21 protein-coding genes and 3 pseudogenes are annotated in these 20,525 nt (G+C 56.9%); 9 read left to right on the forward strand and 15 right to left on the reverse strand.

Going from position 1 to position 20,525, the window contains the following annotated elements:
* The first annotated feature begins 34 nt into the window (after window positions 1-34).
* Entirely contained in the window at window positions 35-1,045 is a 1,011-nt protein-coding gene (gene tilS / locus ACVW0R_RS07865) for a tRNA lysidine(34) synthetase TilS (RefSeq protein ID WP_011431381.1), read from the forward strand.
* A 173-nt stretch (window positions 1,046-1,218) separates the two neighbouring features.
* Here tilS and ACVW0R_RS07870 read toward each other — a convergent pair whose 3' ends face one another.
* Together ACVW0R_RS07870 and ACVW0R_RS07875 are read right to left on the reverse strand one after the other, a co-directional pair.
* Window positions 1,219-2,055 (reverse strand): SpoIID/LytB domain-containing protein, encoded by an 837-nt coding sequence (locus tag ACVW0R_RS07870; RefSeq protein WP_011431382.1) that lies wholly within the window; start codon window positions 2,053-2,055, stop codon window positions 1,219-1,221.
* Between the two features lie 78 nt (window positions 2,056-2,133).
* Window positions 2,134-3,423, reverse strand: coding sequence for an MFS transporter (locus tag ACVW0R_RS07875; protein ID WP_011431383.1), 1,290 nt, complete (start codon window positions 3,421-3,423; stop codon window positions 2,134-2,136).
* Window positions 3,424-3,605: 182 nt separating this feature from the next.
* On the opposite strand from ACVW0R_RS07875, the gene yidD reads away from it, so the two are divergent.
* Window positions 3,606-3,908: a membrane protein insertion efficiency factor YidD gene (yidD, locus tag ACVW0R_RS07880; RefSeq protein WP_099812756.1), complete on the forward strand. Its 303-nt coding sequence runs from the start codon at window positions 3,606-3,608 to the stop codon at window positions 3,906-3,908.
* Window positions 3,909-3,931: 23 nt separating this feature from the next.
* Here the strand turns inward: yidD and ACVW0R_RS07885 are convergent, their stop codons facing one another.
* A complete protein-coding gene (locus ACVW0R_RS07885; RefSeq protein ID WP_011431385.1) occupies window positions 3,932-4,306 on the reverse strand; it encodes a RidA family protein in 375 nt (124 codons plus the stop codon).
* 168 nt (window positions 4,307-4,474) lie between these two features.
* Here ACVW0R_RS07885 and ACVW0R_RS07890 point away from each other — a divergent pair, with 168 nt between their 5' ends.
* Window positions 4,475-4,687, forward strand: coding sequence for a phenylpyruvate tautomerase MIF-related protein (locus ACVW0R_RS07890; RefSeq protein WP_011431387.1), 213 nt, complete (start codon window positions 4,475-4,477; stop codon window positions 4,685-4,687).
* A 388-nt stretch (window positions 4,688-5,075) separates the two neighbouring features.
* Here ACVW0R_RS07890 and ACVW0R_RS07895 read toward each other — a convergent pair whose 3' ends face one another.
* Window positions 5,076-5,354 carry a transposase gene (locus ACVW0R_RS07895; protein WP_228375531.1) on the reverse strand — a complete coding sequence of 93 codons (279 nt, stop codon included), beginning with the start codon at window positions 5,352-5,354 and terminating at the stop codon, window positions 5,076-5,078.
* Window positions 5,355-5,640: 286 nt separating this feature from the next.
* Between ACVW0R_RS07895 and ACVW0R_RS07900 the strand changes: the two are divergent.
* A pseudogene (locus tag ACVW0R_RS07900) lies at window positions 5,641-5,772 on the forward strand (IS200/IS605 family transposase); the annotation flags it as partial.
* A 282-nt stretch (window positions 5,773-6,054) separates the two neighbouring features.
* On the opposite strand, the gene ACVW0R_RS07905 reads toward ACVW0R_RS07900, so the two are convergent.
* The 7 genes and pseudogenes from ACVW0R_RS07905 to ACVW0R_RS07935 all read right to left on the reverse strand — a co-directional run bounded on the left by ACVW0R_RS07905 (window position 6,055) and on the right by ACVW0R_RS07935 (window position 11,683).
* Window positions 6,055-6,171, reverse strand: coding sequence for a photosystem II reaction center X protein (locus tag ACVW0R_RS07905; protein WP_011431389.1), 117 nt, complete (start codon window positions 6,169-6,171; stop codon window positions 6,055-6,057).
* Between the two features lie 96 nt (window positions 6,172-6,267).
* Complete coding sequence (locus ACVW0R_RS07910) at window positions 6,268-6,621, reverse strand: ferredoxin-thioredoxin reductase catalytic domain-containing protein (protein WP_011431390.1); 354 nt, start codon at window positions 6,619-6,621, stop codon at window positions 6,268-6,270.
* A gap of 289 nt (window positions 6,622-6,910) precedes the next feature.
* Window positions 6,911-7,357 (reverse strand): annotated as a pseudogene (locus ACVW0R_RS07915) (universal stress protein).
* 181 nt (window positions 7,358-7,538) lie between these two features.
* Window positions 7,539-8,111: an alpha/beta fold hydrolase gene (locus ACVW0R_RS07920; RefSeq protein ID WP_228375351.1), complete on the reverse strand. Its 573-nt coding sequence runs from the start codon at window positions 8,109-8,111 to the stop codon at window positions 7,539-7,541.
* Window positions 8,112-8,453: 342 nt separating this feature from the next.
* Complete coding sequence (locus ACVW0R_RS07925; RefSeq protein ID WP_011431392.1) at window positions 8,454-10,034, reverse strand: chlorophyll a/b binding light-harvesting protein; 1,581 nt, start codon at window positions 10,032-10,034, stop codon at window positions 8,454-8,456.
* Window positions 10,035-10,082: 48 nt separating this feature from the next.
* A complete protein-coding gene (gene fldA, locus ACVW0R_RS07930; protein ID WP_414358087.1) occupies window positions 10,083-10,592 on the reverse strand; it encodes a flavodoxin FldA in 510 nt (169 codons plus the stop codon).
* Window positions 10,593-10,648: 56 nt separating this feature from the next.
* Window positions 10,649-11,683: a chlorophyll a/b binding light-harvesting protein gene (locus tag ACVW0R_RS07935; RefSeq protein ID WP_011431394.1), complete on the reverse strand. Its 1,035-nt coding sequence runs from the start codon at window positions 11,681-11,683 to the stop codon at window positions 10,649-10,651.
* 390 nt (window positions 11,684-12,073) lie between these two features.
* Here ACVW0R_RS07935 and ACVW0R_RS07940 point away from each other — a divergent pair, with 390 nt between their 5' ends.
* Together ACVW0R_RS07940 and ACVW0R_RS07945 are read left to right on the forward strand one after the other, a co-directional pair.
* Window positions 12,074-13,306, forward strand: coding sequence for an imelysin family protein (locus ACVW0R_RS07940; RefSeq protein ID WP_011433843.1), 1,233 nt, complete (start codon window positions 12,074-12,076; stop codon window positions 13,304-13,306).
* Window positions 13,307-13,351: 45 nt separating this feature from the next.
* Window positions 13,352-14,725: a di-heme oxidoreductase family protein gene (locus ACVW0R_RS07945; RefSeq protein WP_011433844.1), complete on the forward strand. Its 1,374-nt coding sequence runs from the start codon at window positions 13,352-13,354 to the stop codon at window positions 14,723-14,725.
* Here ACVW0R_RS07945 and ACVW0R_RS07950 read toward each other — a convergent pair.
* Window positions 14,722-15,396 (reverse strand): Fe2+-dependent dioxygenase, encoded by a 675-nt coding sequence (locus ACVW0R_RS07950; protein ID WP_011431398.1) that lies wholly within the window; start codon window positions 15,394-15,396, stop codon window positions 14,722-14,724. The two genes, ACVW0R_RS07945 and ACVW0R_RS07950, sit on opposite strands and share 4 nt — an antisense overlap.
* Before the next feature lie 133 nt (window positions 15,397-15,529).
* Here ACVW0R_RS07950 and ACVW0R_RS07955 point away from each other — a divergent pair, with 133 nt between their 5' ends.
* Complete coding sequence (locus ACVW0R_RS07955) at window positions 15,530-16,417, forward strand: TVP38/TMEM64 family protein (protein ID WP_228375352.1); 888 nt, start codon at window positions 15,530-15,532, stop codon at window positions 16,415-16,417.
* On the opposite strand, the gene ACVW0R_RS07960 is transcribed toward ACVW0R_RS07955, so the two are convergent.
* A complete protein-coding gene (locus ACVW0R_RS07960; RefSeq protein ID WP_011433845.1) occupies window positions 16,414-16,746 on the reverse strand; it encodes a cupin domain-containing protein in 333 nt (110 codons plus the stop codon). The genes ACVW0R_RS07955 and ACVW0R_RS07960 overlap by 4 nt on opposite strands.
* On the reverse strand, window positions 16,746-17,522 hold the full coding sequence (locus tag ACVW0R_RS07965) for an SAM-dependent methyltransferase (RefSeq protein ID WP_414358094.1): 777 nt from the start codon (window positions 17,520-17,522) through the stop codon (window positions 16,746-16,748). Before ACVW0R_RS07965 ends, ACVW0R_RS07960 begins: the two co-directional genes overlap by 1 nt.
* Window positions 17,523-17,533: 11 nt before the next feature.
* Here ACVW0R_RS07965 and ACVW0R_RS07970 point away from each other — a divergent pair.
* Window positions 17,534-17,650: pseudogene (locus ACVW0R_RS07970) on the forward strand (IS630 family transposase); the annotation flags it as partial.
* Between the two features lie 114 nt (window positions 17,651-17,764).
* Here the strand turns inward: ACVW0R_RS07970 and ACVW0R_RS07975 are convergent.
* The gene (locus ACVW0R_RS07975) at window positions 17,765-18,430 is read right to left on the reverse strand and encodes a DUF3386 domain-containing protein (RefSeq protein ID WP_457501900.1); all 666 of its coding nucleotides are present in this window, start codon (window positions 18,428-18,430) and stop codon (window positions 17,765-17,767) included.
* Window positions 18,431-18,756: 326 nt separating this feature from the next.
* Here ACVW0R_RS07975 and mutL point away from each other — a divergent pair, with 326 nt between their 5' ends.
* On the forward strand, window positions 18,757-20,508 hold the full coding sequence (gene mutL, locus ACVW0R_RS07980) for a DNA mismatch repair endonuclease MutL (protein WP_099812750.1): 1,752 nt from the start codon (window positions 18,757-18,759) through the stop codon (window positions 20,506-20,508).
* Window positions 20,509-20,525 lie beyond the last annotated feature (17 nt).

The following is a 20,525-nucleotide window of genomic DNA, read 5'->3' on the forward strand; positions in this document are numbered from 1 at the left end:
CCAGGTCTGGGTTGCCCCCGAGCAATAGCCAACTGTGGCCAGGCTTTCTCCTCTTCACTTGCGGGTTCAGTGTGCCATTCGCGAGCGGCAACTGCTTCGCCCCGGCCAGCGGCTGCTGGTAGCTTTTTCCGGCGGACAAGATTCTTTTTCCCTGCTCCAGATCTTGCGGGATTTGCAGCCGCGCTGGCGGTGGCAGATCTTTGTTTTGCACTGCGATCACCGTTGGTCAGCCGATGAGACGGCGTGTGCCCAGTTTTTGCAGGGATGGCTGCAACAGCAGGGCCTGCCCCACGCCGTTGAGACTGCCGATCCCATCCGCTGGGATGAGGCGGGGGCCAGGGCTTGGCGCTACCAGCAACTGGACAAATGGGCGCGCACCTGGAGCTGCGAGGCGGTGGCCACGGGGCACACGGCCAGCGACCGGGCGGAGACGTTTTTGTGGAACCTGCTGCGGGGCACGGGGGCTGCCGGCCTGGTCAGCCTAGATTGGCAACGGCGTTTGGACGAGCGGGATCCCACCTCCGCTTGGTTGGTGCGTCCCCTGCTGGGCCTTTCCCGCTGGGAAACGGAAGAGTTCTGCCGACAATACCAGTTGCCGGTCTGGCCGGATCGCAGCAACCAGGATTTGGCTCATGGCCGCAACCGCCTTCGCCTAGAGGTGATGCCCTATCTCAAGCAGCACTTTAACCCGCAACTGGAAGCGGCTTTGAATCGGGCGGCCACGCTGTTGCAGGCAGAGCATGAGCTGGTGGTGGCGCAAGCCGCCCAACTATGGTTGCAGGTGTACGAGCCGGCTTTGCCGGGGCTGCGACGGGATCCCTTGCGGGCTGCGCCCCTGGCTCTGCAGCGGCAGGTGATGTTCCAATTCTTGTCGCTGCTGCTGCCCCATCACCCGACTTTTGAGCAGGTGGAAGCCGGGATCCGGCTCCTGAAAGCAGGCCGCCGCAGCCGCAGCCCCGACTACCCAGGGGGTGGCTGGTTGGAGGTGAGGGGAGATTGCGTGGTCTGGGTTGCTGCTTCTCAGCCCGCCAGTTTTGTCCCCTAGGCCGGGATCGGCATGCCCACAAAAGCTCTTGGGCAAAGTTGTGGCTGCCCTATTTAGGTCCACTCCAGTCTTAACCAGAAGAAGCCGGCCAAGGGTGAACCCGGCCCGTTTGCGGCTGAAGGGCAACCTGGGGAGATGGGCACCCCTGGCAACCCAGAGCAAGGGGGAGTAGGTCAATCCGGCAACCGGCCAAACCTGACGCCGGGGTAGTAGTAGGCCAAGATTTGGCGGTAAGTCCAGCCCCGGCGGGCCAATTCTTGGGCGCCCCACTGGCTCATGCCGATGCCATGCCCGTACTTGGGATAGGGGCTAAAATCCGGCAGGCTTTTTAGGTAAGGGATCCCGCTCACCCCGACGGTTTGGCTGCCGGCGCTGGCGCTATACATGGCATTCACGAATTGCCCCCCATACACCATGACGATGCCGCGGGTGGCGTGTGTTGCTGCTAGGGCGGCTGCCGAGCGCTGCGACAGACCCCGATACACCTGGGAGCGGGTGTCGCTAAACACGTCAAACCAGCCGCGGGAATTGCGGTGGTGAAGAACATAGGTGCGGGCTGCCACCGCCTGGGCCTTGAGGGCCTCGGGCAGAAAGCGGGATCCCATCTCGGCTTCCACCACGCCGGCCACGTAGTCTTCCAGATCCACGTAATTGATGGCCAGCAAGCGGTTGTAGCCGGTCAGGAGCACTTTGCCAGAATACCAGCGGCCATCCACCGCCACCAGGCCACCCGCTTGCGGCTCGATGAACAACACCGGGCTGACCACCCCCTGCAGGCGCACCCCCTGAGGGCCGGGCTGGGCCAGAAACCCTTGCATGGGGGGCAACTCGGCCAGCACCTCTTGGCGGCTATTGGTCAGTTGGGCAGGGAGAGAAACCCCCACCACCAAAGGGGCGGTGGCATCGGCCAAGGCCACCCGCACCGTTACCCCCCAAGCGCTCTCGATCCATCCCCCTAAGGCGCCCACCAGCAGGGATCCCAGGAGGGCAAGCCAACCCCGTGCTCCCATCTGCCCAGAGTTCTTTTTTGTACAGCAACCCCAGCCTAGGATAGGGCAAATCGGACTTGGGGACAAAAATCAGGGTGCCTAGAGGGCAGGACGGGATCCCGTTGGCAGGGGAGGGGACGGCTGGGGCTGTTCCGAAGGGACAGGATCTGGCTGTCGAAACCGATCGGTTTCCAGGCCCAAGGCAAAGCGCAGGGAGGATCCCGGTCGCCCGTTGGAGAAGCAGAGAAAAGAGCCCAAGGAAGCCAACGCCAGAAGGGCGGCGTAGCCAAACATGGCCCGATACCCGAACCCCCCCGCCAGCGTGCCCAGGATCGGCCCCGCCAGCCCAATGCCCAAGTCAAAGCCACACATCACCAAGCTAAACAGGCGACCGCGCTCCGCCGGCTCAGAGCGATCCGCCACCAGGGCGGAGATCAGCGGGATCAAGGTGCCAAAACCCGACCCCACCACGATCCCGGCGGCGAGAAAAGCCGCAGCGCTGTCGGCAACCCTCAGGATCCCCATCGCCAGAGCATAGGTGGCCAGGCTGAGCGAGATGAACGGCCCCCGCCCGTAGCGGTCGGAAGCGCGACCAGCCAGCAGGCGCACGCCGAAGCTGGACAGGGCCACCGCCGTATAAAAAAGACCTGGATTCAGGGGAACTCCGGCCTCTTGGATCAACAGAGCCACAAACGTGGTCTGGGTGCCAAAGGCCAGGCCAACCAACAACATGACCCCGGCGAGAGAGCACACCTTCGGGCTGAGCACAAGGCCCCAAAACGCCCCATCCGAGGGCAGGGATCCCCAATCCCCACGGCGCTGCTCTCGAACCAATTGGGTACAGAAAAAGCCCACCAACCCCAGCAAAGCGGCGAAGAGAAACAGAGGGCCATAACCGGCCAGCTCCTGCAAAAAACCGCCCAAAGCAGGGCCGATGGCTACACCCATGGGATTGACCAAGCTCATGTAGCCCAAGATCTCGCCGCGTTTTTCTTCCGGGGCAAAATCCGCCACCAAAGTAACGTAGGCGGTGGCAAAAGCGGCGATGCTGATCCCATGAAAGGCCCGTACCAGCGCTATCCACGGGATCCAATCCCAAAGCCAGTACCCCAAAGGCGCCATCCCCGCCGCGCCCATGCCGATGAGCAACACAATGCGCCGACTGTGGCCATCCGCCAGCCGCCCCAGCCAAGGACGAAAAGCCAGCAGCCCAATCGAGAAGGCCCCCATCACCAAGCCCACCTCTTGGCTGGTGCCGCCCACATCCCGGACGTAGAGCGGCAGCGTGGGCAACAGCGCAGACAGACTGGCCCAAAAGAGCAGCCCGGCCACGAACAAAATGCCCAAGTTGCGCCGCTGTGCTGGCTGTAGCCGCCCAAATGCCCTCACGCCCACTCCTGATGAAACTCTTACAACCATGCCGAGGAGCAAAGCCGTCTCCACGGCATCCCCGAACAGAAGTATTACGAAATGTATATTTGGGTGGTGACTTTTTGGATCTTAACCTCTTGTCTGGAGCTGCGCAGGAGGGCAGACGTTAGCCTGGAAATGGCCTTTTTGTACGCTGGCCTATGGCGGAACGGTCGGATCCCTTGACTCGCGGTTTAGTTGCCCTGATTCGAGGCTACCAGGTGGCCATCTCCCCTCTGCTACCGCCTGCCTGCCGCTACTACCCCACCTGCTCCCAGTACACCCTGGAAGCCGTGCGGCGCTACGGTGCCATCCGAGGCGGTTGGCTGGGGATCCGCCGCCTCTGCCGCTGCCACCCTTGGCACCCGGGAGGCTACGACCCGGTGCCCGACTTGCCGGGATCCGCACCCGAGGAAAACGGTCGCCCCAGCCCAGATGGCCAACATTCTGGATCTGGGGGTTGAAGAGTTGCAGCTTTTAACCGCCGCTATCGGTAGCAGGCCACCGCCTCGATTTCCACCAAGGCATTCAAGGGCAGGCCAGCCACCTGCACGCAAGAGCGGGCCGGTGCCGGATCGGCGGCAAAAAACTCTCGATAAACCGCGTTCATGGCGGCAAAGTCTTTCATATCCGCCAAAAAAACGGTGGTCTTCACCACATTGGCCAAGCTTGTTCCCCCTGCTTCCAGCACGGCTTTCAGGTTCAGCAGCGCCTGCCGAGTTTGCGAGGCAACATCTTCCCCCGCCAGCTTGCCGGTTTTGGGATCCAGGCCCACCTGTCCGGCGGCGAATAGAAATGGCCCCGCAGCGGCAATGCCCTGGCTGTAAGGGCCGACAGGGGCAGGAGCAGCCTCGGTTCGCACCTCCTGCGGCCCTGCCTCAGCTCGAGTGGGGTGGTTAGGCTCAGAACTGACCGGCTTCCTCTGCTCCATGGGGATCGGCGGAACTCTGCAGCTAAGCTACCACAGGGGGATCCCGCAAAAAACAAGCCGGCAACGGCAAGATCAACTTGTCGACAAAAAGCAGTGCCTATGCCCTTGATCAAGTTGCAAACGCCTCTAAAGCCGGAACCTGCCGCTGTAGAGGCGCTGCTCAAGTCGCTCTCTGCTGCTCTGGCCAAACAGGTGGGCAAGCTGGAAGCCTACGTGATGACCGCCTTTGAAGGAGGGATCCCGATGACCTTTGCCGGCAGTGGGGATCCCTGCTGCTATGTGGAGATCAAGATTGACACTCCCACCGCCTAAAGGCGGGGGATTCTTACGCAGTCCACAAAAGAACCCGTAACGGCGCTGTCAAAGCGCCTCTAGACAGTTCCTGAAGGCAAAGCCCCAAGGTTCTGCTGACTTTCTTAAGCAGGTTGGCGGCAGCATTCGCCTCAGCCCAGAGGGTCTCCACCCGTCGGGTTTTTCACCATAATTAGGTAGCTCATCTCCATCTAGGAAGCTTGCCTGCGAGCTGTACGCCTCCTCTACCTCAATAAACTCCATGCCATAATGCTGACATAATTGCGCAATACGCTCCTTGAACCGACCTGTTGGAATGAAAACAAAGTTTTGGTTATTGACCTTCCCTAAACCGCATTCTTTGTTCCAACCAAAGACTATTCTCCCAATTGAGTGGTGCAAACAGAAGTCAATGACCTTGCCCGCAGCTTTGTGGATTGCATTCTCCGGTTTCCGTAATTCGACGAAGCTTTTGCAACCAAAACCCCCGCAGCTTGTGAGTCTTGAGCCTAGCCAGCTCCTTGTTGTACCCCTGGTTAAAGGACTTGACTTTGCGGCCACCAATGATGAAGCTATGTCCTAAGTTGCTAACGCACGTAAGCCAGTTGTTGACTCCGTGGTCAATTGCTAGAGCTTTTCTCGGATCCAGTGATTTGGGCTGAGCAGGCTTGGCATAGACCCACTCCAGCTACAGACTTACAGGTCTGTTGTGCGGCGGAGACATACATTGCGATGAAGTGCTTGTTTTGGGTTCTCACCATCTCAGCGCAAAGCTCACCATAGCTTGCCCATCGCTTCGTTTTGAAATAGACTTGTCTCGCATAGTACAGAGCACAGTTGCTTATTAGACTGTTGACACAAGTATTCTAATAGGGGGACTAGCTCCCTGTCCGTGACTCGAACCTGCTGACAGCCGTACTCCATCATTGTTGGCAAGCGGCATGACAACCGCAGTCTGACATGGGCAAGCGATAGTGCGAGAGGAAAGTCAACGGTACAATCACTACAACCATGGTGTGGGGCTAGCGGTTGTTCATCTCATTTTTTGGCCAAAGAGAAGGAAAAAGGTCTTGGTAGGAGAAGTCAGGAAGAGGTTGTTTGAGCTATGAAACTATATCAACGACCCCCATCATGGGTAAGCGACTAAAGTGGCTAGCGGGCTTTTCCGCCCCGCACTCAAGTGCGGGGCTACCAAGCTATCCTTTTTTGTGAGCGTTAGCAACAACGGCGCCAAGCACGTCGATCCGGTTGTCACTCAACCCGGCTGGATCCCTGACAGGTGGACAAAGCACCCTGGCAGTTGCCTACCAGAGCAAACCTTAGCACCCGAGTCTCTTTCCACTCAGCAACAACAGCAAAGAAGTAGAGCATCAGTGCGAGCAGAGGGATCAGCGACGACGCACCCTATCTCTTTGGCTGACGAAGACGATGGCGCCGAAGAGAAGCCCCAGCACCACTGCGCCGTACACCAAGCTCCAGAGAAAATTAGCCAGTGAGGGAGTCATAAAAAGAGTTTCCTCCTCGTGCGACTATCAACCACTCAACTATTTCCCGATTATACTGGTCTTTGTCGCTCAACCCAGAGACAGACGCATTGCCGACTATTTCGCCTGGTACTCTAGGGGCACCTCCTCTAGGGTTTGGCTGGTGCCGGCGAAGGGGTTATCTGGAGTTAAAAAGAGCATACAGTGGCATTCCTTTCGCTCCCGCATGGGTACACAGGGGCAGTTCCAATAGCCGGCTTTCACTTCCGCCTCTTTGTCTTCATAAAAACGACAGGGGCAGAGCGGAGCGCCCAATTGCTCTTTGTGCAGAGCCAAGCCCTCGATCACCGCTGTCGTAATCGTAGGATCAGAGCAGAAAAAAGTGTCGGTACGTTTGGCGTAGGTTTCTGCGAAATGCCGCATCACCTCAAAAGTCTTCTGGGAGGCCTTGTTGTAACCACGACTTTCCATGACGATTCTCGGAAGGGAACTGACCGGCTGTTGCTGGTAATGAGGCTCACAGCTTCTTCCGGCCACACTTTCTGAAGTTAATACAGATGTGCGTATGCCGGGATCCTGCTGATTCTACAGACCTCCCCCGAAGTCGGACAAAGCTGTATCTTGCTCTTCGTTGTACTGCAGACTTTTAGAGAAGACAAACAGTGACAGCCGTGCTGTTACACAAGGCAACATTGTTTGGACTTGGCAAGACCCCGCCCTAGGGTACTCTACAGGATCACGCTGACCGGGATCCCTTTTCTCAGGGCACGACCAGCACCGGGCAGGGAGCAAGGTCGATGAGGCGGTGGCTGACGGAGTTGTTCTGCCCCTCGGCAGACAGGCTGAGGCTGCGGGATCCCATCACGATCAGGCTGATCTCCAGCTCGTCCGCCACGTCGCAGATGACGAAGGGTACTTTTCCCTCGCGATACTCGCTCTTGACGCTGTTGATGCCGATTTACTGCAGGCCCAGCTCCGTCTGTTTGGGCAGGTTCTGAATGTTCTGCCGGGCTTGTTCTGCTCGCTCCGCGTCAAGCTCCATGTTGTCCAGTACCGAGAGCAAGTACACCCGACTTTTGCAGCGCTGCGCTAGGTCTGCCACCAAGGGCAAGGCGTGGCTGGTCTCGCGCGAGTTGTCGATGGGAAAGAGCAGCTTGTCGAACCTAGTCGCGGATCCCCCGCTTAAGCCCGGCTCGACCCCTCCCATTTTACTTCTAGCGGGGAGCCGGGTGGACGCCGTCTCTCTGGGGGCGCTGTGGGCGGCGATGAGATCCCTATGGCATGAGAGCTCTTTCTGTCTGTTTGGAGGGTTAGAGCCACCAGCAATCTGCGGGGGTTGGGGGTTGCTGACAAAACTCGCAGTTGAGCTAAGGACAAAGGCCAGTCTTTCAGGCAAGGCTGGTCTGCAATTGCTGCAGCTTTTGCCAGAAATCCATGATTTTCAAGTTGACCAAACTTGGAAAAGAATAGTGAAAAAAGTGTCGCCCCCCAGGACAAAACCACATTTGATCCCCTGGCTTTAAGTAGTTTCCCCACTGCTCCAGCGAAGCAGGATCCACAATGGGATCATCCTCGCTGGCGCAAACCAACATCGGCACCGGCACTTTCTGGGCTGGAATCGCTACCACCTGAAATAGGGAATGAGGTATGGGGGAAGTGTCTAAATCTTTAGCCAGGGCGCGGGAGAGTGAGCGCGCTCGCCACTGTTCTGAAGCTGGCAGAAGGCTCTGAGCTATACGCACCAGGAGCTGTTCTCGGCTACAGCAAAACATTTTTCGTTGCACGTAGAAATGGGCATGCCAGGTGGCGGCAGGCTGACTGCCTACAGCCAGCAGGGTTAGAGACCGTATCCGCTGGGGGTAATAGTAGGCAAAAAGATAGGCAACCACCCCGCTCAAGCCGTGGCCGATGAGATGTACCGGTCGATCCCAAGCTTTTAGGTATTCGTATAGCAGCGTCACGACTGTCTCCAAACTACAGGGCTCATCCTGGGTTTGGTGATACTCCCAGTAGGCTACACGGAAACATTTTCCCAGGGATCCCAACAGAGGCCGATCGAAAAGCTTTAGACTGGGAGAAACGCCCAAATAAAGTGCTTCAAAAGAAGGCGCAGAAGCGGAACCTAAGCTCATTTTAGCCATCCCATTTCGACGGTCGAAAGATTAAAGTTGCTGGCTGACAAAAGCTTCATAAAAAAGGGTTATCGGATCCAGAAGCCGGCAGGCAAAAGGTAGAGCCAGATCTCGACAGAGAGGAGGGGATGAGGATCTCCCCTCCCTGCTTTGAGAAGCCTCAACCCTCCTTTACAGCCCCGGCAAAATCTGGGCTACCACATCGCCGCTGCCCAGGAGCATGTAGGCAAACAGGGCACCGCCAACGCCGCCCACCAGAAACCCTCCGGCCAACTGGCTCCAACCGGCGCGGGTGCGCAAGTTTTCCGGCAAATCCTCAGAGCCTGCCGGCACGCGCACCGGCTGAGGGGATCCCTGCGATTCGGCCATCAGTTGCACGCCCGGCGTCGGATAGGCCACCTCGCCGTAGGGGGTATTGACCACTGCCACCAGCCGCGAGCGAGGAAAGGACACCCGTCCGTAAATGGAGAGACAAACCGTCAGGATCAGCACCAGGCCGATGGTCGCCAGCGTCCCTGCCGTCAGGGCCTGCTCCGAATTCCGCAGCGGACTCAACTTGTAAAACGGCCCCACCAGGAAGTACCCATGAGCCATGCCGATCTCCAAGCCGCGCAAAAAAGGAGAGAGGCCCTCCCGGTAGATGGGCAGGTTTTGCAGCAGCAGCAGGGTGAGATCGCCCCGGTTTACCGGCGTGTCCAAGTTGCCCACCTGCGGATCTGTGGCTCGCACCCAGCCCCCGTGCTGGAAGTCAAAGCCGCTGGCTGCCGCCCGCGCCCGGATGGCATGCCAGATGTGCCCCGCCAAAAACAGGATCCCCAAGACAAAGTGGGCTGTGGCCAACCAGGTGCGGCTGCTCACCACACCCATCTCGTCGGCAGCCAGCCCCAGCGGCCCGTAGAAAGCCACCGGATAGGCGATCTCGTTGACGCTGACAAAATAGGCCGCCAAGATGCCCATGTAGGCCAGGGCCCCCAGGCTGTAGGAGAGGTAGGCTTCGCCCGAGTAGATCAGCACCTGCTTGGCCCAGGCAAAGGGCCGTGTGGCTATGTGCCACCATCCCCCCAGCACACAGAGCAGGCCGACATAGATGTGCCCTCCCACCAGATCTTCCAGATTGTTCACGGCGGCCATGCCCTGCTGGCCCATGAGCGGCGTCAGGTAGGCAAAGATCCGCAGCGGATTGAGGGTGGGATCCGTAACTACGCGCACGCGGCCCAGTTGAGCATCGTACAGCCCTCCCCAGAAGAGCGCTTTGGCCACCAGCAACCAGGCCCCCAGCCCCAGCAGCAGCAGGTGGATCCCCAGGATGGTGGTCATCTTGTCGTCGTCTTCCCAGTCGTAGCCGAAAAACTCGGCAAAGGTTTCTCCCTTGGCCAGCACCTCCGGCCCCAAAAGGGCGTGGAAGATCCCTCCTGCCCCCAGCACCGCCGAGGCAATCAGGTGCAGAACGCCCACCACAAAAAAGGGATAGGGATCCGTGGCCACCCCCTCTGCATTCACGCCGATGCCCAACGTGGCCAAATGGGGCAGCAAGATCAGCCCCTGGCTGCCCATGGGCTGAGCCGGATCCCAGTGGGCCACCTCAAACAAAGTCATGCCGCCGGCCCACAGCATGATCAACCCCGCATGGGCCACGTGGGCCCCCAGCAGCTTTCCGGACAGATTCACCAAGCGAGCATTGCCCGCCAGCCAGCTCACCTGAGGGGATCCCTCAGCAGAGGTAGGCGATGAAGATAGAACTGCGCCAGTCATGACAAACTCCCACAGTATCCACAACAAGCTAAGAAACCGAGTTTGAGATTACAGATTGAAGAGTGTTTTGAGTTTGGCCGTCCACTCTTTAATTCGTTTTTCCGTCAGCTCCGGCTGATTGTCTTCATCCAGAGCAAGGCCGACAAACTCGCCGTTAACCACTCCCTTGGACTCATTGAACTCGTAGCCTTCTGTAGGCCAGGAGCCGACGTTTTTTCCGCCGCGCTCGGCAATTTTTTGGGCCAGGATCCCCATGGCATCTTGAAAGTTGTCGGGATAGCCCAACTGATCCCCAACTCCAAAATAGGCTACCGTCTTACCGGAAAAATCGATTTCATCCAAATAGGGGAAAAACCCATTCCAATCGGCCTGCAGCTCCCCGATATTCCAAGTTGGACAGCCGATGATTAAGTAGTCGTACCTATCAAAGTCCTCAACCGTGGCCTCGGCAATGTTGATCAAATCTACATTGTCTTCGCCCAGCTCTTTTTGGATCATCTCAGCGGCTCTCTCGGTATTTCCGGTTTGAGTGCCGAAAAATAGACCTACTTTTGCCATTGCTCCTACCTCGAAACTGCAAGTGCAAAGCTCAAAATCAGATGGCTAGATTGCCGTTAGGCCTGCTGCGCTGCAAGTTCTACTCTGCCGGTACGGAAATTGAACCCTCGCGCTTTCAGGGCATGGAACAGGTGGCCCTGAAGGAAGAAAAAGGCCAGCCAAAAATGGGCATTGGCCAGCCAAACCCTAGATGTGAGAGCTCCCCCTTGCTCAAAGAAGGGATAGCGATCCAAGCCCACCTGCAGCAGCGGCCCATAGAAAACTTCGGGATAGACCACTGGGTTAACGGCAACGAAATAGGCGGCAATAAATCCCATCAAGGCCAAAGCTCCCAAGCTGTAGGAAAGATAAGCTTCCCCAGACCAGATAAAAATCCGTTCTGCCCAGGCAAAAGGCTTGGTCGCGATATGCCAAACCCCACCTGCCACCAGGAGCAAGCCCAGCCAGAGGTGGCCGCCCACCACGTCTTCTAAAGTGTCCACCCCGGCGATCCAGTGGCGCCCTTCTATGCCCAACAGGTGGCCAAAGGGGTTCCAGTTGGGAGACACCAGGCGCACCTCTCCTGCCACCGGGTCGAACAAGCCGCCAAACACCACTGCCTTGAGCACCAAAAGCCAGGCTCCCAATCCCAGCAGCACCAGGTGGATCCCTAGGATGGTGGTCATCTTGTTTTTGTCTTGCCAGTCGTAGCTAAACAGGGGAAAGGCTTTGGGATCCAGCACCGCCGGCCCGCGCAGGGCATGAAAAATGCCGCCAAACCCCAAAAAGGCAGAGCTGATGAGGTGGATCGCTCCCACCGCAAAGTAGATATCCGTATCCAGGACTTCCCCGCCGGATCCCACCCCCAGCCCCAAGCTGGCCAGGTGGGGCAAGAGAATCAGCCCCTGCTCATACATCGGTCGGCTGGGGTCAAACTTGGCCAACTCGATCAGGGTCATCGCCCCTGCCCAGAGAACGATCAGCCCGGCATGGGCCACATGCGCCCCCAGCAGCCGGCCAGAAAGATCGGTCAAACGGGCGTTGCCCGCCCACCACGGGATCTGTTGTTGCGAGCTAGATCCCCCTTCTTGCTTGAGTGTCGTCGCTGTCATCTCCGCTCCTCTTGCGTTTCTAAACAAGCTTTTCTAGGAAAAGGCCAGAGACCTTGCCCCAGGCCCGCCTCTGGCCGCACGGACACATCCTTTCGAGACACGTAACCAACTGTTGAGAGTAAATCTCAACAGCGAGCTGTGACCTACTCTAGGCTTCTTGCAAACAAATATCAATGTCTTTAGAGTTAAGTTTTGTTAAGAGTCGGACTTGTATCCGCCCATAGCCCCACCTGGGGAAGCTGCAGATGGAAGCTGGCCCGCAGAGGGACGAGCCGGGCGATCCGGTGGCAGCCGGTGATAAAAATCTCTCCCTTCTTAAGATTGAGTCGCAATAGCTGGATTACAATCAAGCCAAAGTTGGCCAAGTCGAGGGCAAAGGAGTCGGAGGAGATGTCGAGGTATCTGAAGCTGTGGACGGGGATAGGGCTTTATGTTCTGGTCAGCGGGGCCGCTTGCGGGGAAACCCAAAAGGATCCCTCGGCTGCGGGCGGCGGGGATCCACCGGCCCTGAGCCAGGCTTCGCCTCAGCAGGCAGCTCAAATGAACCCGGAGTGTCGGCCTATCCCGGTGGATGGCGGCGGCGAGGGTGGGGAAGAAGGGGCAGGCTCTCGCCGGCCAGCCGTTGTGCTCTCTCCTGAGCAGCGGTTTCAGGATCGGCAGATTTTGCTCGACTTTGCCGATCAGGTGGTGATCCCTGCCTATGAGCAGTTGGTCGCCGATACCCAGGCCCTGTCTCAGGCCATCCAGGCCTTCGTGCAAGATCCCAATGCCCAGACTTTGCAAGCGGCTCGCCAGGCTTGGTCTGTTGCCCGCATCACTTGGGAGGAGAGCGAGGCTTTTGCCTTTGGGCCGGCGGCTTATTTGGGGCTGGATGCGGATTTGGACGAATGGCCCCTGAACGAGGTGGAGGTGCTGGAAGTTCTCAACAGCGGCGATCCCCTCACTCCAGAGACCGTGGCCGAGTTGGAAAGCGGGCAAAAGGGATTTCATGCCGTGGCCTTCTTGCTCTTTGGCGTGGATAACAACAAGTCTTTGCAAGACTTTACCGAGCGGGATCGGGAGTACTTGGCTGCCCTTGGCCCAGTTTTGGCGGATACGGCGGCAAAGCTGCTCAAAAGCTGGACAGAGGGAGTGCAAGGGCTGCCTGCTTTTCGCGAAGAATGGGTAAAAGCCGGCGAGGGCAGCAAGAGTTATCTCACGCTGCAAGCTGCTGCTGAAGAAATAGCCCAAGGTATTCTCGGCATGTTGGACGAGCTGGGCAAGGTCAAAATTGGCGAAGCCTTCGCCCAGCAAAATCCTTTTCTGCTGGAAAGTCGCTTTGCCCACCATTCGCTGCCGGAGTTCCAGGCCAATGTGCGCAGCGTTCAGTATGCTTACTTGGGCGGATTTAGAGATAGAAAAGGTCGTGGCCTGAGCCAATTTGTCCGGGACATCAATCCCAATTTGGATAGTCAAATTCAGTCGGAGTTACAAGCAGCGGCGGCGGCTCTCCAGGGGATCCCTGCCCCTATCGAAAAAAGCCTTTGCGATGCCAATGCCCGTGGATCTATTACTGCCGCTATGGAAAAAATTGAAGACGCTTTCGACAGCTTTGCTCAGGAAGTTGTGCCGCTCCTGCAGTAGTAAGAAAGTCCCAAAAGAGCTGAGTTGCCGATATTTTGATAGCCGATGCGTCGTCTTCTCCAGATTTTCATGCTGGGATTGGCCTCTCTTTGGGCGGCGAGCTTTCTGGCTTTCCCCGCTGCCCCAGAGGGATCTCAGCCATTGCCCCCTCGAGCGGGTGGCGAAACAACCCTTTGGAACCGCACCTCAACAGCCTACGAGCAGCCGGCTCCCAACTTGGATCCCCGCTGGGCCAGGTTGCATGCCCTGGGGGACATCGCCTTTGAGGCTCGCTTCGTCACCGCTCCGGCGCCTGTTAACCCCGGCCTTGGGCCTCTGTTCAACAACAACTCCTGCGCCGGTTGTCATGTTAAAAACGGCCGAGGTTTTCCTGACAAGGGGCAGCGGGTCGTCAGAGTCAGCCAGGTTGGATCCCTGGATAGAAGCGGGGATCCCCAGCCTTTTGGATGGGAGGCCATTGCTCCTCATAGCAACACTCCCCCTGTGGCCGGCATCGGCACGCAGGTTCAAGAAAAGGCCGTTCGGGGCTATCGGCCAGAGGCCAAGGTGGAGTTGCACTGGGTAGAGCAGACCAGAGAGTACGCCGACGGAACTCCCTACAGGCTGCGTTCTCCTGTTGTAAAGCTGTTAACTTTGGAGGGATCGCCCATCGATCCTGTCCTCATCTCCCTGCGGATCCCCCAGCCGGTGTTTGGAGCGGGCCTACTGGAGGCCGTTCCCGCTTCTAGGATCCTGGCAGCAGCCGATCCTGACGACGCCGATGGGGATGGCATCTCTGGCCGCCCCAACTTGGTTTGGGATCAAGAGCAGCAGCGTCTGGTGCTGGGACGGTTTGGTTGGAAAGCCAATACCCCCAACCTCAGGCAACAAACTGCGGCCGCCTACGCCAACGACATGGGTGTCACGAATCCTCTTTTTCCGGCCGCGGATGGCAGCCAAGATATCGACGAGGCCACTCTCCAAGCGACAACCGTTTACGTGCAAACCCTGGCCGTGCCTGGCCGCGCCCTTTGGCAGGATCCCCAAGTTCAGCGAGGGGAAAAGCTCTTCGTCCAAGCCCAATGCGCCAAGTGTCACCGACCAGAGCTACAAACCGGCATTCATGAGATCCCTGCCCTGGCCAACCAAGTCATCCACCCCTACACCGATTTGCTGTTGCATGACATGGGCGAAGGACTAGCAGATGGCCGCGCTGACTTCGAGGCCACGGGCCGAGAATGGCGCACCCCCCCTTTGTGGGGCATCGGCTTGTCGCAGACAGTTCTGCCCTCCTCCGGCTATTTGCACGATGGCCGCGCCCGCAGCCTCGAGGAGGCCATTCTCTGGCATGGGGGAGAAGCTGAACGCTCCCGCGAGATCTTTAAAAATATGGCTGCTGAAGACAGAGAAGCCCTGCTCTATTTTCTTCGATCCCTCTAGAGCTCTGCCCATTTCCGCAGCAGGTTCGCGTAAACTTTGGAGATCAAATCAAAGTGGCGTGTCTTGCCCGATTCCTGAAACATCTGCTGCCGCACAGTCTGTAAATCAAAGAGGATCTCGCGTTCTTGCGGATCCCTAATTAGGCTTTGAACCCAACTGACGGCAGCATAGCGGATCCCACGGGTTACAGGCTCAACTCGGTGCAAGGTGGAAGCAGGATAGAGAATCAAAGCACCCGCCGGCAGCTTGTAGGCTTGCTCCCCCTCGCTACTCTCGATCTTCAGCTCACCGCCATCATAGTCTTCAGGGGCACTTAGAAATAGCGTAAAGGAAATATCCGTGCGCATCAGCTGATGCCGATCGAGCATCAGCGCATCGTCGGTATGAGTGCCATAGGACATTCCCGCTTCGTAGCAGCTAATTAAAATGGAATGAATGAGCTTGGGCCGGGCAGCCATCTGGAACAACAAATTACGCTCTAGAGCTGCCAAGATAATCTCCTCTATCTTCCGTTGCTGAAGGGATCCCTTTGGCATTTGCCTATTGTTTTTGACAAGCCTGGCATTCCAGCCTGCCGTCAGAGCACCATCCACAAATTCAGCATCGGCTATGAGGGACAGAATCTGTTGCAATTCTGCTAAACTAAGAACATCGCCAATACACAAGATCATTATCAACCTCTAAAAAGCAAAATACATGACACCTTCTACACTAGCAAAACAAGCCTTATGAAAATCATGCCTACTTCGAGCATCCCTCGGAAACCTTAAGCATCTAGCAGAGAAAGTAGAGATCTTTTGCCCTATGCAGCCACCTTCTGGTATTCGACAAAAAGAGCTCTGCGAGCTATTGGGCTTAGACTACAAGGCTGTTGCCACCGAGGCAAAGCGTCTGGGCTTGAGCACACATGCCTATCTGCAACAGAAAACAGGTTGGATCCTGAAGGATGAACTCTATTATCCGCCCGGCACTACCTTTGACAAGTCAGCAGATGGCGAGTCAGTAGGGTCGTCCCCTACCCCCTCAGAGGATTTGTCCTCTAGCAGCAAAATCAATTCCAGAAAAAGGAAAGACATCCTCTCACTGCTGTTGTTGCTTGTTGTCCTGTTAGCTGCCATCTTGCTGGCCCGTCGCTTAGATCCAGAGGCAACTCGAGAATTTATAGCAAAACTAGGCCCCTGGGCACCCCTTGCCCTGATTGGATTACGCTCCCTGAGTATTATTATTCCTGCCATACCCAGCACCCTTTACTCCATCTTGGCAGGAGCCCTCTTTGGATTTGGATCGGGAATCCTTTACATTGCAATTGCTGATTTTATCTCTTGTACACTTAACTTCTACCTAGCCAGAAAGTTTGGTAGAGACCTAGTACAGCGAGTAGTTGGGCGACAATGGATGTACAAAGTCGATGCCCTTTCAGCTAACTATCTGGAAAACAATATTTTTCTTACAGCTGGTTTTTTAATGACGGGCCTATTCGACTTTGTCGCCTACGCCGCCGGCCTAACCCAAATAAAATGGCAGAACTTTCTTCTCGCCCTAGCTTTGGGCATTGCCGTCTCTACACCCCCAGTAGTGGCTCTGGGGGCAGGGATCCTAGAGCAGGGAAGGTGGCTGCTGGGCTTTGCTTTGCTGGGAATGTTTGCTTTGGCGATGTTAAGCGGCTGGCTGAGTAAAAGGCGGCGTTCTTAACTTGCCTTTGATAAAGTCAGAACAAAAGCAAGGTCAGCAGTGGCTTCTAACTCATGGGGAACATTTGCCGAAATTAAGACAAATATGCCCGGAGATAGAGAGATCTTCTCACCTGCAAGGGTTAAGACTCCAGTTCCTTCAATGACGTGGAGAGTAGCGTCCCTTGTGGAGGTATGCTCGGAAATACTTGTGCCTCCCGCCATACAGAAAAGAGTATGTTGGCAGACTTCACTTTTCCAAATGATCTTGCTGAGAACTCCTTCCACAGAATAAGCAATGTGATCTTTGAGCTGCAAAAAAGGTGACTCAGGGGAGACAAGAGACATCATTAAGCCTCCTTCTTGGCAATCAGTATGATGTAGCCTAGGTTATTTCGATATCGGCTAAAGATTTGCTTCATAGATAAGATCCGCTGCCGGATTACAGGACGTGTAAGCACATTCCACACCATAGTTAAGAGCGTCGGCAATCCTTCCTCTGTAGCAATAGCAACGGGATTGAGCAAAGTTAAGGGGCCGGTGGCATACTGGACAACCGTAAGATTTGCTTGCTGAACAGTTGCAAGCCAGCTGTCAGTAGATAAAGGATTGGCATTGACATGGATTACGGAGGATAACTCCTTGCGGATAGCGTCGCTGTTGGATCCCTCAACTCGCAGCTCATGGCTGAGGAACTTACCCCCTGGCTTGAGGCAATTGTAAATCCCTGACAAAATCTTAGATTTTCCTGCATCGGACTGCATTGTTAAAATAGCTTCCGCCAAGACATAGTCAAATTTCTGATCGATTTGATCTAGGTGAAAGATATCGCCCTCGAGGATCTCAACTTGGCCGGCTAGCCCTGCTGCAGAAACATTAGCGCGAGTGCGAGCAATGTTATCTGGATTTTTCTCAATGCCGGTAACATGTATGCCATAGCGCTTTGCCAATCGAATAGCCGTGTAGCCAAGGCCTGAGGCAAGTTCCAGCACAGTTTCTCCTCGACGGAACTCGGCAAACTTGAAGAGCCGTTCGGTAGCGCCAAAGCCCCCCGGTCGAAGTGCCTTTTTACCTGCCGCAGCCAGTACCTGGTGTCCAGGTGCATTTTTTGAGTCCAGCTTAGACATAGGTAACTCCAAAGCTTTGCAGAATTGGGAAATATAGCATGGAGCAGATAGTGAAGACTTCTTTACTACTGATCAATCCATCCTCCTTCCGAAGTTGGTTTGCTAAGTGCTGCTATTGTACCCCTTGAGCCCTTAACAGGCTGTACCCTGTGGCCATCTGTTTTGAGCTTGGCTGTGAGCACCTCATCACCTTCTATAATGAGAGATGCCCACAGCCGCAAAGAAAAACTTATTTTTCTCAGCTATTCGAAAAATCGAATAATATTAGAGAAGAGGAAAAGTTGAGGGGATGAACTTTTTTGGCCATCCTGCTCTTCCCAAATTCTTCTCTCAACCAGAATCCAATACCGACCTATTTTTTGATAACGATCTTCGTAGATCATCTTTGCTTGAGTTTTTTCTCCAGTTCCTGGGCTACAATACTCAGCAGTGTAGTGAGTGGGTAGGTAGCCCTCACCTGTATCGTAAAACTCTTGAACTGAGACTGTAATTGTCCGATTGGCAAGATGGCGATGTACCATTTGAATGTGCTTGCCCTGAACCCAGTACCTATCGGTAGAAGATAAGCCCGAAACAAGAACTTCAGTGATGTCTGAATTTTGTGGCTCTCCATAGGCAAAGGTGTGGCCACCGTGTTCCTCGTCGAAGGAATGACGAACGCGATGCACCATGACTTCCCACATCTGTTCCCGTATTTTCTGGCGGATCTCCTCGTCCTCGACGCCGGCAACATCGATCTTCATGTTGCGGTCAATACTCACAACTCCTGAGAAGGAGAGGCTGCTGTCACCTTCTTTGGGAAAGTAGGTTATCTCAGCTCGGTAGCCAGGAAAGTCTTTGTCCCAGGTGTAGCGATTCTCAAAAGCCTCCTTGAATAGCTCTCGGGCCGGAGCTTGCTGTGCTGCCATAATCTCCTCCTTAATGAGAAGTTTTACTATTTAAATCCTAGTAGAGGCTGATGGCTGGCCTTGGGATTTTAAGGTTTCCTTATGACTGGCCACCCGCTCAGCTCTCTTGTTCTCGAAGTTTCTCGAAGTTCTTGGCGGTTACCGATGGGCAGGAAGGCGGAACCTCAATCCTTCACTTGGCCTGAGGGGAGCCTTGAAGTTAATGAAAACCATTGGCAAGGCGCTGTCCACTGGCAACAGAGGGAGAGAGCTAAGCTAAAGCTCGGCGCTGTTGGCCTTTTGGCGACAAGCTGGCAGGAAGAGAGTCTGCTTTCTCAACTCACTCCATGTCCAAAATCCAACCCCTGAACCCAGAGCGGATCGCCCAGATGGCCGCGGGAGAGGTGATCGACTCGCTGGGGGCTGCTCTGCGAGAATTGCTGGAAAATGCCCTCGATGCTCAGGCCACCCGCATTCAGGTGGAGATCTGGCCCAGCCGCTGGCAGGTGCGGGTGGCCGATAACGGCCAAGGGATCCCCGCTTCGGAGCTGGAGCAGGTGGCCCGTCGCCACACCACCAGCAAGTTGGACGGTTGCAGCCTGGGGTTTCGGGGCGAAGCCTTGCACAGCCTGGCCCGGCTGGGATCCCTGACCATTCAGACCCGCCACGCTGACGATGCCCACGGCTGGCTGGCCACCTACGACCGCCAAGGGGAGCTGGCCCACCAGCAGCCGGCAGCCACTGCCTTGGGAACGGTGGTGACGGTGGCGGATTTGTTTGCCGATTGGCCCTTGCGCCGCTGCTCCCTGCCCCAGACTCGCCCGCTCTTGACGCTGGTGCAGAATGCGGCCTTGGCCCATCCTTGGGTCAGTTGGCAGGTGCGCCAGGAGGGGCAACTGTTGCTCAGCCTGTGGCCAGGCCAGTCTCTGCAAGATCTGCTGCTACAAGTGTTGCCGCAGGTGGATCTTTCGGATCTGCGCTATCAGCGGATCCAGGAGGGGGATAGCGATTGGGAAGTGGTGCTGGGCCTGCCGGATCGCCTGCATCGCCCCCGCCCCGATTGGATCCGCGTGGCCGTCAACGGGCGCTTTGTGCAGATGCCGGAGTGGCAACGGCTGATCCAGTCAGTCTTTCAGCACACCTTGCCTCGCCACCGCTACCCGCTGGTGGTGGTGCATCTGCGCTTGCCACCTGAGCAGGTGGACTGGAATCGCCATCCTGCTAAGAGTGAGCTCTATCTACAGGATCCGGAGATCCGACAGGAGCAATTGCGCCAGCACTTGCACGCTCTTCTGCAATCGGGATCGGAGCAAGCCAGCCGCCGCTCGCTGCATCTCATCCGGGCTAGCGAGGCCAAGTCGGTCTACAGGGTTACCTCAAGTCCCAAAAGCCCAGATCCAGCTCCCTCTGGCCAGCCGTCTACCCCCCTACCTCCTCTAAAGGCCCTAGCCCAGCTCTACCGCACCTACATCCTGGCGGAGCACCCTCAGGGGCTGTGGCTGGTGGAACAGCACCTGGCCCACGAGCGGGTGCGCTACGAGTACATCCAACGGCATTGGCAGCCGGTGGAGCTGCAGACGCCGGTCATGCTGGAGGGATTATCCTCCCAAGCGGTGGAGCAGTTGGAGCAGTTGGGCCTGGAGCCGGAGCCTTTTGGCCCCAACACCTATCTGATGCGCCGCCTGCCGCTGGCCTTGTGGTCGGAAGATCCGGAGGAGGTGCAGGGATCCCTCCGAGAATTGAGCCGCTGCGCTGACCTGGAAGCGGCCCAGGTGGCGGTGGCCTGTCGTGGCGCCCTGCGCAACGGGATCCCCCTGACCCTGGAGCAGATGCAACAGTTGCTGGAAGCCTGGCAGCGCACCGCCAATCCCCACACCTGTCCCCATGGCCGGCCAGTGTATCTGGCTCTGGCCGAAAAAGATCTGGCCCGCTACTTTCGTCGCCGCTGGGGGATCTGCGACCGGCCCATCTCTGACCCCAAGCTGGGATCCTGGTGGGAGCTGGAGCCGCTGGGGGATAGGTTTGCTGCCCAAGTGCGGCGCTCGAGCAGCGCTTCTGCGCCGGATCCCAAGGACGAGACCCGCTCCGCCCCACTATAATCGGGGGTGTCCAACTG

It is taken from the genome of Thermostichus sp. MS-CIW-15 (assembly GCF_054060575.1).

What these genes read in the sequence shown, in the direction of transcription:
- ACVW0R_RS07925 (WP_011431392.1), bottom strand. Translation starts at nt 10,034, where the DNA reads ATGACTGGCGCAGTTCTATCTTCATCGCCTACCTCTGCTGAGGGATCC.
- ACVW0R_RS07935 (WP_011431394.1), bottom strand. Translation starts at nt 11,683, where the DNA reads ATGACAGCGACGACACTCAAGCAAGAAGGGGGATCTAGCTCGCAACAA.
- ACVW0R_RS07950 (WP_011431398.1), bottom strand. Translation starts at nt 15,396, where the DNA reads ATGATCTTGTGTATTGGCGATGTTCTTAGTTTAGCAGAATTGCAACAG.
- mutL (WP_099812750.1), top strand. Translation starts at nt 18,757, where the DNA reads ATGTCCAAAATCCAACCCCTGAACCCAGAGCGGATCGCCCAGATGGCC.
- ACVW0R_RS07940 (WP_011433843.1), top strand. Translation starts at nt 12,074, where the DNA reads ATGTCGAGGTATCTGAAGCTGTGGACGGGGATAGGGCTTTATGTTCTG.
- yidD (WP_099812756.1), top strand. Translation starts at nt 3,606, where the DNA reads ATGGCGGAACGGTCGGATCCCTTGACTCGCGGTTTAGTTGCCCTGATT.
- ACVW0R_RS07975 (WP_457501900.1), bottom strand. Translation starts at nt 18,430, where the DNA reads ATGGCAGCACAGCAAGCTCCGGCCCGAGAGCTATTCAAGGAGGCTTTT.
- fldA (WP_414358087.1), bottom strand. Translation starts at nt 10,592, where the DNA reads ATGGCAAAAGTAGGTCTATTTTTCGGCACTCAAACCGGAAATACCGAG.
- ACVW0R_RS07965 (WP_414358094.1), bottom strand. Translation starts at nt 17,522, where the DNA reads ATGTCTAAGCTGGACTCAAAAAATGCACCTGGACACCAGGTACTGGCT.
- ACVW0R_RS07960 (WP_011433845.1), bottom strand. Translation starts at nt 16,746, where the DNA reads ATGATGTCTCTTGTCTCCCCTGAGTCACCTTTTTTGCAGCTCAAAGAT.
- ACVW0R_RS07955 (WP_228375352.1), top strand. Translation starts at nt 15,530, where the DNA reads ATGCAGCCACCTTCTGGTATTCGACAAAAAGAGCTCTGCGAGCTATTG.
- ACVW0R_RS07890 (WP_011431387.1), top strand. Translation starts at nt 4,475, where the DNA reads ATGCCCTTGATCAAGTTGCAAACGCCTCTAAAGCCGGAACCTGCCGCT.
- ACVW0R_RS07910 (WP_011431390.1), bottom strand. Translation starts at nt 6,621, where the DNA reads ATGGAAAGTCGTGGTTACAACAAGGCCTCCCAGAAGACTTTTGAGGTG.
- ACVW0R_RS07870 (WP_011431382.1), bottom strand. Translation starts at nt 2,055, where the DNA reads ATGGGAGCACGGGGTTGGCTTGCCCTCCTGGGATCCCTGCTGGTGGGC.
- ACVW0R_RS07905 (WP_011431389.1), bottom strand. Translation starts at nt 6,171, where the DNA reads ATGACTCCCTCACTGGCTAATTTTCTCTGGAGCTTGGTGTACGGCGCA.
- ACVW0R_RS07945 (WP_011433844.1), top strand. Translation starts at nt 13,352, where the DNA reads ATGCGTCGTCTTCTCCAGATTTTCATGCTGGGATTGGCCTCTCTTTGG.